Raw genomic sequence first — 9,018 nt, 5'->3', positions numbered from 1 at the left:
AGTAAAAAACAATCAGGTAATAGCACTAGAAACACTAAACATAAAAGGATGGTTTAAAAATAAGCATTGGGCTCCAAAATTACAACGCATATCATTATATGAGATAATAAGACAATTAAAATACAAGTCAGAGCGTAACAATCGTAAAATAATTCAAGTGGGAAGATTTTTTCCTTCAAGCCAAAAATGCAGCAACTGCGGATACCAATATCATGATTTGGAATTAGGTGAAGAAGATTGGATCTGTCCGGTATGTGGAAAACATCATGATAGAGACTTAAACGCAAGTATTAATATAAAAAATGAAGGATTAAGATTAATCCAAGAAAAAATAATAAAGACAAGTCCCTATTGGGATTGTCATGGCCTGCGGTGCGCGGGTATCGGCTCGAAAGTATTAACATTCCACTCAACAAGGGGTATGTTAAAAAATCGAGAATCCCCAACTTCTTAAAAGTTGGTGGAAGTTCAATTGGCGGTAATTCCTGCAATAATGCACACAGTCTAGCTGTTAAAATAGTTGATGATTTGGATATTCCAACATTAAAAATCAAATATCCGACAAACCAGAAAGAGCTAATATCTTTAATAGATAAAACAAACACTTTTTTAAAAGATTTAAAGGATTCCAATCCTGATGATTTAGGTACTGATTTAATTCCTAAAAAAGATAAGGCATCTTTATTGGATGTTGAAAAAATCCTGAAAAATTTAATATAATTGGAATTTCTTAAAGTTAATCATGTTAGTAAATGCTGATTTTCACATTCACAGCTGTTTTTCAATGGCATCATCAAAAGACATGATTATAAAAAATATCGCTCCAAAGTCAAAACTGAAAGGTCTTAATCTTTTAGGAACCGGAGATGCTTTTCATCCGGGATGGCTTGACATTATAGAGGAAAGCACTGTCCCTACAGCAGAAGGAATATATTCCTCTGAAGGTATGGATTTTGTTCTAACAACTGAAGTTGAGGGTAAAAACAAGATTCATCACCTCATTATTATTCCGGACATTGACATTGCAAGAGAACTCTCTGGAAAACTTCCATCCAAAAATAAAAATCAGGACGGAAGGCCAAAAACACAACTGGACGGTGCAGAAATCCTGGATTTGGTTCGTCAATACGATTGTCTTATCGGTCCTGCACATGCATTCACACCATGGACAGGAATGTATAAATCCTTCGACAGTATTTACGACTGTTACGGTAAAAAACCTGATTTTGTTGAACTGGGTTTATCTGCAGATACATTCATGGCTGATACTGTCAGTGAACTTAAGGACTTTGTATTCCTCACCAATTCGGATGCACACTCTCCATGGCCTCATCGATTGGGTCGTGAGTTTAATCAAATCGAGCTTCAAGACATTTCATTTTCATCAATAAAAAAGGCTTTTAAAAAGAGAGATGTTAAAGCAAATTACGGTTTGCTTCCAAATCTTGGAAAGTATCATATGACTGCATGTACCAAGTGCTATAAACTGGTTGATCCTATAGCTGCAAAGGAAAACAAGATGAAATGCAGCTGCGGCGGAAGAATTAAGAAGGGAGTGGACTTTAGAATATCTGAAATTGCTGATTTTAAAAGTCCAAAACATCCTGATTTCAGGCCGGATTATATTCATCTGATGCCTCTTGCAGAGCTGATTGCAACAGTATATGATAAAGGAGTTACAACAAAAACCGTTCAGGGCAAATGGCAGAAGCTGATTGGCGAGTTCAACACTGAAATTGATGTTTTAATCAATGCTTCGATTAGTGATATTGAAAAAATAGATTCAAATGTTTCCGGAGCCATTGAAGCGTTTAGAAATAAGACTATCGATGTCATTCCTGGTGGTGGCGGTAAATACGGCGAAATATTATTCGATAAAGCACCTAAAAAGCCTGAAAATAAGAAGATAGTTACTTTGGATAATTTTTAAAAAAATTAAATACGGACTTGGAGGGATTTGAACCCTCGATCTTAAGATTAGGAGTCTTACGCCCTTCCAGACTAGGCTACAAGCCCATAAAATAACAAATTTTGTAAAAAAATATTTCAAAAAAAGTCAAATTGTGTTGGGAGCGGACCCGCCGGGATTTGAACCCGGGGTCTTCGGATTAGAAGTCCGACGCCCTATCCAGCTAGGCTACGGGCCCCACATATACAACAATAATAATTTTATTTTTCTTATTATATATAGTTATCTATTTTTCTAAAAAAATAAAAGAAAAGAATTAAATTAATTTATCCTCTACTTACGCTACCTGTTGCATCACTAATCATGATGCTATCTACTGCATTTCCGTCTTCATCGTAGATTGTAGCATACCAATATCCACCTGAATAGTAAACACTTCCAGCATAGCATCCAGGTTCGCCTACAGCACTGTTAGCAATACTTTGTGCTGATGAGTATGATAAGGAAGTACCACTAGAACTTGATCCAGAATTGGAACTGGATCCTGAATTACTGCTTCCACTATCGTAGCTTGATGCTGAACTACTACTGCTGCTACTACTGCCTCCGTAGGAACTTCCACTTGATGCTCCAGAACCGGAACCAGCGTTGCTGCTTCCTCCACCATTAGTTACAGCTACAGAGCTGGTATTGGTTGGGTTTGTGGTGTTATTTCCAAGTCCGTTTCCATTGTTATTGGATGACATACTTGATAAATCAGAGAATATTGGATTATCACTATTAGTTATACCATATGCAGCAACTGCTGCCGCAATACATAATACGATAATTACAGAAATTATAATGTTTGCTTTATCCAATTTTTTCCCTCCTATAATAATTATATTTTATAATAAACTTAATTTGAATTTTATCTATTATATATGTTTCGATATTTATTTTTCAACATCACTTATTAATAATAATAACCATATATAATAAATGTTAGTTTCTAATTGCTAATAATTGAGGTGACATATTTGAAAGATAGAGTAGTTATATCTCCTACAACTCGTCAAGAAGGTCATGCCGAATTGGTCATGGAAGTTGACGATGAAGGGATTGTTACAAAAGGTATGTATTTTAGTATAACTCCTGTTAGGGGTTTAGAAAAGATGGTTCTTAACAAAGCTCCTGAAACAGCTCCTGTTTTATGTCAAAGAATTTGTGGAGTATGTCCAATTCCACACACATTAGCTTCTGCTGAAGCAATGGATATGGCATTAGGAATTGAAATTCCTACAGCTGCTAAATTGTTAAGAAAAGCTACTGCAGCAGCACATGGTATTAACAGTGCAGCTATTCACCACTTCTTAGTTGCTCCAGATATTACTAACGAAAGTAATTTCGCAACTGCAGTTGACAGTGTAAGTGAAATCAGAAAAACTGTACAATATGTTGTAGACATGTGTGCTGGTGAAGGAATCCACCCTGCTGATATTAGAGTCGGTGGTATGGCAAGAAACATTACTCCATTCACTAAAGACAGATTAATTGAAAGAATGACTGCACTCAGACCAAAACTCGAAGAACATGTAGAATTCATTAAAGGATTAGTTCTCGACGCAGGTTTACCAAAAGATTTAGGTGTAGTTAACCAACCATTAATGGCTATGGATGCTACTTACGGTACCAACGAATTTGACATGGACAAATTCTCTGAAGTATTACCTGAAGCATGGTATGATGATCCAGAAATTGGTACAAGAGCTTGCTCCGTTATTCCTTTATGGGAAGGTAACAATGTAGAAACTGGTCCTAGAGCAAGAATGGAAAAATTCCAAGGATTCAAAGACAAAGGTGTAATCGCTCAACACGTTGCACGTGCTGACGAAATGCTCAAAAACTACGACGCATGTATGGAAGCATTAGATGCACTTGACACTTCTGCTCCTGCAAACGTAAGTTACGATAAAAGAGGTACTGGTGAATTAGGATTTGGTGTAATCGAAGGTCCTAGAGGAACTGATGTACATATGGCAAAAGTTGTAGAAGGAAAAACTCAATTCTACTCTGCAATTGTACCAACTACTTGGAACATTCCAACTATGGGTCCTGCAACTGAAGGATTCCACCATGAGTTTGGTCCACATGTAATCAGAGCATACGACCCATGTTTATCATGTGCTACTCACGTAATGGTAGTTGACGATGAAGATAAATCCATTCTTAAAAATGAAATGGTGAGAATCTAGTTTTATTGGAGGAATTAAATGCCTTATGATTCGGATATAATCGTTGTCGGTTGTGGAAATGTATTATTCAAAGATGATGGATTCGGTCCAATTGTTATAAATCTTTTGCAAAAATACACTGATGATAAAAATGATTATTATGACCCTGCGGTTACTTCCTATGTAGAGGATGAATTTGATAAGGATATTTTAGCTCAAATAGAAAAGAAATTTGAAGGTATAACTTTACCGGATTCTGTTCAATTTGTTGACGGTGGAACAGCAGCTCCTACAAACTTTTTCCCGTTATATGCTGAGTACGATTGGAAAAAGCTGATAGTTATTGATGTAGTTGAGTTTAATGCAGAACCTGGAACAGTTGATTCATTTGATCCGAATGTTATGCAGATAGGAAAATATGATAACCCTCACGGAATGACTGTTGAGGAACCTCTTCAAAAAATCTCTGAAAAATGCGAAGTAGTTGTAGTAGGTTGTAAACCAGCCGAAATACCAACTCCGGATGTAGATATGGGTTTAACAGAGCCTGTAGAAAAGGCAGTTCCTAAAGCTATTGATCTTATTTTAAATGAAATCGGGGTAAAATAATGTTTGATAAATTGAAAAAAGCTTTTGGCGGTTCAGCTGAACCAGCAAAACCAAAAGTAGAAGAAAAAGTTGAAGCTGCTCCTGTTGAAACACCTGTTGAAACTGCACCTGCTGCAGAACCTGAAGCAGCTGCTGCAAAACCACGTATTGGTTACATACACTTAAGTGGTTGTACTGGTGATGCAATGTCTTTAACCGAAAACTATGACATTTTATCCACTGTTTTAACTGACATGGTAGACATTGTATACGGACAAACTTTAGTTGACAAATGGATTCACGGTACTTTTGCAGAAGAAATGCCAGAAATGGACTTATGTTTAATTGAAGGATCTGTTTGTTTACAAGATGAACACAGTCTTCACGAAATTCAAGAAGCAAGAAAAAAATCTGCTTTAATTTGTGCATTCGGTTCCTGTGCTATGACCGGTTGTTTCACCACCTTCGCTCGTGGAGGTCAACAAGCACAACCTAAACACGAATCTTTCGTGCCTGTAAGTTCATTAGTTAAAGTTGATTTAGCACTTCCTGGTTGTCCTGTAGCACCTGAAATGATTGCAAAAACTGTAGTTGCATTATGTGAAGGTAATTTAGAATACTTACAACCAGCTATTGATAAAGCTGCTTGTAACACTGGATGCGGCTGTGATGTATTAACTAACATTATCCGTAACGGATTATGTTCTGGATGTGGAACTTGTGCTCTAGCTTGTCCTACAAGAGCTATGGGCTTTTCTGAAGGTAGACCTAGCTGTGATAGGGACAGATGTATTAAATGTGGAACATGTTATGTAATGTGTCCAAGAGCATGGTTACCTATAAAAGAAATTAAAAAGGAAACAGGATTATAGGAGGATTGAACATGCCATTAGGTACTTACAAAGAAGCATTATCTGCTAGATCTACTGATAGCAAAATTTTAGAAGTATCACAAGACGGAGGAATTGTTTCAGCATTACTCTGTTACGCACTCGATGAAGGAATCATTGAAGGTGCTGTTGTAGCTGGAACTCCTGATGAAGATTGGAGACCTATTCCTACTGTAGTAACTTCTGCTGATGAAGTTATCGCAGCTGCAGGAACCAAATACTCAATGTCCCCAACTTTATCTGCTGTAAAAACCGCAACCCGTCAATACGGATTAGAAAAAGTCGGTGTTGTTGCAACTCCATGTCAAACCCAAGGTTTAAGAAAAGCACAAGCTTATCCATTCACTAGATTTGTCGTTGACAAAATCAAATTAATGATTGGTATCTACTGTATGGAAAACTTCCCTATGGCTTCTCTTGACACTTTTGCAACCGCAAAATTAGGATTCGACAGCTTAACCGATGCTACTAAAATGGACATTGGAAAAGGAAAATTCTGGTTAACTAAAGATGGCGAAGACTCAGGTTTAGCTATCAAAGAAACCCACGGATACGAACAAGCTGGATGTAACATCTGTATGGATTACGTTGCTGAATGGGCTGACGTATCAACCGGTTCTGTAGGATCTCCTGACGGATGGTCTACTGTTTTAACCAGAACTGATGACGGTGAATCAATATTCAAAGCTGCTGTTGACGCTGGTTTAATTGAAACAAAACCAATGGACGAAGTAAAACCAGGTCTTCCTTTACTTGAAAAATTAGCTAAAGGTAAGAAAGACAAAAACGGCAAAGAACGTGAAAGAAGAGCTAAATTAGGATTACCACTTCCTGTGGAATACTAATTTTTCTTCTTTCTTTTTTTCTCTTTTTTTTTAATCATTACTTTTAAATATCTTTTCTCCCAAATAGTGATGTATATTTTACATGGGGGGATTATATTAGATTAAATAAATATTTCTTATTTTTCATAATTTTTGCTGTTCTGTTATCTGCAGGTGTATCTTTTGCAGCAGATGAAAACAGTACAGATATTATTTCTAATTCGGTAGATGGTAGCGTCATTGCTACTACAAATGCTGATGATGTTGTTGAAACTTCTGATGATTCAACTCTTTCAGTTGATTATTCGGATGCAGTCAATGATAACACAAGCACTATAAAAACAGGTAAAGTTACTAAAAGGTATGTAAATGGGGTGGAATACTCCGCAACTTTTTTAGATGAAAATGGAACTCCTTTAAAAGATACTATCGTATATTGCGGTGTTGATTCTCTGTTTGTAGGTGTCAATGCTACAACCAACTCCAATGGTGTTGCTCTATTTCTATTGCCGTTGAATAAAGGTACTCACACACTTTATCTGATGAATATTGTAACTTCAGAAATTACAAACGATACTATCCAAGTATTTGATGTTTTAAGCGGAAATAAGGACTATAATGTCTACTTTAACAGCGGCAAATCATACACAGTTCGTGTATATGGAGATGATGGAAAACCTGTTAAAGCTAATCAGAAAGTTACTTTTACAGTAAACCTTAAAAAACAAACTGTTAAAACTGATAAAAATGGGTATGCAAAGTTAAAAATTAATTTCCAGCCTGGATCTTACTTGGTAACTGCACAGTATAAGGATTTCATGGTCATTAATAAGGTTATTGTTAAGCCGACTTTAATACCATTAACTCAGTTCGGTGCTAAAAAACTTTCAAAAACATTTAAATTCAAGGTTAAACTGCTTGACAATAAAGGTAAAGTATCAAAAAACAAGAAAGTTAAAGTTAAGTTCAATAAAAAAACTTACACCGCTAAAACAAATAAAAAAGGAATTGCAACTTTTACACTGAAAACACCTTTAAAATCAGGTAAATTTAATGTTGTTGCCTCATATGGAAAAGCAAAAGCTACTGCTCAGTTAATAAGATATTATTATAGAGTTTAAGGAGTTTTAAAACTCCTTTTTTTAATTTTAAATGGTTGTTACAGTACAGCCTTCTTTTTCAACAATTATTGTATGTTCCTTTTGACTTACAAAGCAGTTCTGTTTTTCACGAAGCGGCGCATATGGATATATTGCCATTGCATCTGATAGCTGTTTTAAAGCGATTGCACCTTTTCTTTCACCAAATTCATCGGTAATCCATCTGCCTGAAAATGGGACATATCTGTGATTGTTTTGTATATATTTCAATACTCTTTGTGTACTTTTCATTCTAAACGGCTTGTTTGCCATGTATGAGAAAATGTAATGTCCTGGTGCATCATTAACCATTCCTTCTCCATTTGTTGCAAACGGTTCTATTGCTACAGCCTGTCCTTCGTCTAATTTAAAGTTATCGTTATTGTCATAATTTGGAATTGATATTCCAGCATGTAAATTGTACTGCTCCAGACTGTGACCCATAAGGTTGAAAATCGGATTTAAGTGATATTCGGATATTGCTTCATGAACTGCCTCACCGATTTTTGATATTTCAACTCCTGCTCTGACGGTTGCAATTGCCGCTTCAAGTCCTGCAGCTGATGCTTCTATGATCTCTTCATGCAAATTGATTTCATCCTGAGTATAGTTTTCATCCATATTTCCGCTTGCAAGTACAGTAACAGCGGTATCTGCAATGTATCCGTCAATCATTGCACCTAAATCTAATTTAACCATATCTCCAGCTTTAAATCGGGTTTCATCTCCTGCTGGGGAGGTGTAGTGTGCAGCATATTCGTTAATGGATACATTACATGGAAATGCAATTTCAGCACCACCTTTTAATATTTCACTTTCTACATAATTTACTAAGTCCAAAACCAAAGTTCCGTCTGTAATCATTTTTGAAGCTTCTTCACGTATTTTGGAAGCCAATTTTCCGGCCTGTATATATGATTCTATCATAAATTTTTACCTTCTTGAATAAATAATTAATTTTATATTAAATAAACTATATATTATATTTATTATTAAACTAGTTTATAAAAATTGGAGGTAAAATATGGATAGTTCTGCAATAAATCAGTTGCTGGCAAATGATACAATGGTTTTTTCTTTAATTATCATAATTATTATTGCTATTGTCCTGATTATAATTGTTTTCCAATGGAGAAAAGTTGCGCAATCTAAAAACTCTATTTTAATGCTTGAAAAAGAAATTGAACTTAAAAAAATGTCCATGGTCGAAAAAGATATTGAATCTAAAAGATTAATGGATAATCCAATTCCTTTACCGCAGGAGCAACAAGACAGTCTTTCAGCTATCAGACAATCTACTACTGAAGTAAGAAGCAATGTCGGTTACTTGCACTCTGAAATTAATGAAAGATTAGCAAGACTCGAAGCTGAAACTGAACAGAGAAAATTAGAAAAAATGCTTAAAGAAATTGAAGAAAAAGAAGAAAAACTTCGAAAAATGAATAAATAGGTGGT

11 protein-coding genes and 2 tRNA genes are annotated in these 9,018 nt (G+C 35.6%); 9 read left to right on the top strand and 4 right to left on the bottom strand.

Annotation, left to right across the window (positions count from 1 at the left end):
* Window positions 1-19: 19 nt before the first annotated feature.
* From QZN33_RS11765 to QZN33_RS10600, 3 genes are read left to right on the top strand one after another with little or no spacing between them, the layout of a single operon-like run.
* Window positions 20-454: a zinc ribbon domain-containing protein gene (locus QZN33_RS11765; RefSeq protein WP_369333254.1), complete on the top strand. Its 435-nt coding sequence runs from the start codon at window positions 20-22 to the stop codon at window positions 452-454.
* Complete coding sequence (locus tag QZN33_RS10605; RefSeq protein ID WP_296792214.1) at window positions 358-720, top strand: DUF2112 family protein; 363 nt, start codon at window positions 358-360, stop codon at window positions 718-720. The genes QZN33_RS11765 and QZN33_RS10605 overlap by 97 nt, the downstream gene beginning before the upstream one ends.
* A gap of 22 nt (window positions 721-742) precedes the next feature.
* Entirely contained in the window at window positions 743-1,930 is a 1,188-nt protein-coding gene (locus tag QZN33_RS10600; protein WP_296792211.1) for a TIGR00375 family protein, read from the top strand.
* Window positions 1,931-1,942: 12 nt separating this feature from the next.
* Here the strand turns inward: QZN33_RS10600 and QZN33_RS10595 are convergent.
* The 3 genes from QZN33_RS10595 to QZN33_RS10585 form a co-directional block, all read right to left on the bottom strand.
* Window positions 1,943-2,016 (bottom strand) — tRNA-Arg (locus tag QZN33_RS10595).
* A 57-nt stretch (window positions 2,017-2,073) separates the two neighbouring features.
* Window positions 2,074-2,147: transfer RNA gene (locus QZN33_RS10590), tRNA-Arg, on the bottom strand.
* Between the two features lie 88 nt (window positions 2,148-2,235).
* Entirely contained in the window at window positions 2,236-2,769 is a 534-nt protein-coding gene (locus QZN33_RS10585) for an endoglucanase (protein WP_296792208.1), read from the bottom strand.
* Between the two features lie 159 nt (window positions 2,770-2,928).
* Between QZN33_RS10585 and frhA the strand changes: the two genes are divergently transcribed.
* The 5 genes from frhA (at window position 2,929) to QZN33_RS10560 (ending at window position 7,545) form a co-directional block, all read left to right on the top strand.
* On the top strand, window positions 2,929-4,143 hold the full coding sequence (frhA, locus tag QZN33_RS10580) for a coenzyme F420 hydrogenase subunit alpha (RefSeq protein WP_296792205.1): 1,215 nt from the start codon (window positions 2,929-2,931) through the stop codon (window positions 4,141-4,143).
* An 18-nt stretch (window positions 4,144-4,161) separates the two neighbouring features.
* Window positions 4,162-4,731, top strand: a complete 570-nt coding sequence (frhD, locus tag QZN33_RS10575) for a coenzyme F420-reducing hydrogenase, FrhD protein (RefSeq protein ID WP_296792202.1) — start codon at window positions 4,162-4,164, stop codon at window positions 4,729-4,731.
* Entirely contained in the window at window positions 4,731-5,582 is an 852-nt protein-coding gene (frhG, locus tag QZN33_RS10570) for a coenzyme F420 hydrogenase subunit gamma (protein WP_296792198.1), read from the top strand. Before frhD ends, frhG begins: the two co-directional genes overlap by 1 nt.
* Before the next feature lie 11 nt (window positions 5,583-5,593).
* Window positions 5,594-6,445 (top strand): coenzyme F420 hydrogenase subunit beta, encoded by an 852-nt coding sequence (gene frhB / locus QZN33_RS10565; RefSeq protein WP_296792195.1) that lies wholly within the window; start codon window positions 5,594-5,596, stop codon window positions 6,443-6,445.
* Between the two features lie 353 nt (window positions 6,446-6,798).
* A complete protein-coding gene (locus tag QZN33_RS10560; protein WP_296792192.1) occupies window positions 6,799-7,545 on the top strand; it encodes a hypothetical protein in 747 nt (248 codons plus the stop codon).
* Between the two features lie 27 nt (window positions 7,546-7,572).
* Here QZN33_RS10560 and map read toward each other — a convergent pair whose 3' ends face one another.
* Complete coding sequence (gene map, locus QZN33_RS10555) at window positions 7,573-8,490, bottom strand: type II methionyl aminopeptidase (protein WP_296792189.1); 918 nt, start codon at window positions 8,488-8,490, stop codon at window positions 7,573-7,575.
* A 97-nt stretch (window positions 8,491-8,587) separates the two neighbouring features.
* Between map and QZN33_RS10550 the strand changes: the two genes are divergently transcribed.
* A complete protein-coding gene (locus QZN33_RS10550; RefSeq protein WP_296792186.1) occupies window positions 8,588-9,013 on the top strand; it encodes a hypothetical protein in 426 nt (141 codons plus the stop codon).
* The last annotated feature ends 5 nt before the right edge of the window (window positions 9,014-9,018 follow it).

Origin of the sequence: uncultured Methanobrevibacter sp., assembly GCF_900314615.1 — an archaeon.
Taxonomy (GTDB): domain Archaea; phylum Methanobacteriota; class Methanobacteria; order Methanobacteriales; family Methanobacteriaceae; genus Methanocatella.
Note: the sequence above shows the minus strand (reverse complement) of the source record. Positions and strands in the feature narration are given on the sequence as shown.

What these genes read in the sequence shown, in the direction of transcription:
- QZN33_RS10600 (WP_296792211.1), top strand. Translation starts at nt 743, where the DNA reads ATGTTAGTAAATGCTGATTTTCACATTCACAGCTGTTTTTCAATGGCA.
- frhD (WP_296792202.1), top strand. Translation starts at nt 4,162, where the DNA reads ATGCCTTATGATTCGGATATAATCGTTGTCGGTTGTGGAAATGTATTA.
- frhG (WP_296792198.1), top strand. Translation starts at nt 4,731, where the DNA reads ATGTTTGATAAATTGAAAAAAGCTTTTGGCGGTTCAGCTGAACCAGCA.
- frhB (WP_296792195.1), top strand. Translation starts at nt 5,594, where the DNA reads ATGCCATTAGGTACTTACAAAGAAGCATTATCTGCTAGATCTACTGAT.
- map (WP_296792189.1), bottom strand. Translation starts at nt 8,490, where the DNA reads ATGATAGAATCATATATACAGGCCGGAAAATTGGCTTCCAAAATACGT.
- QZN33_RS10550 (WP_296792186.1), top strand. Translation starts at nt 8,588, where the DNA reads ATGGATAGTTCTGCAATAAATCAGTTGCTGGCAAATGATACAATGGTT.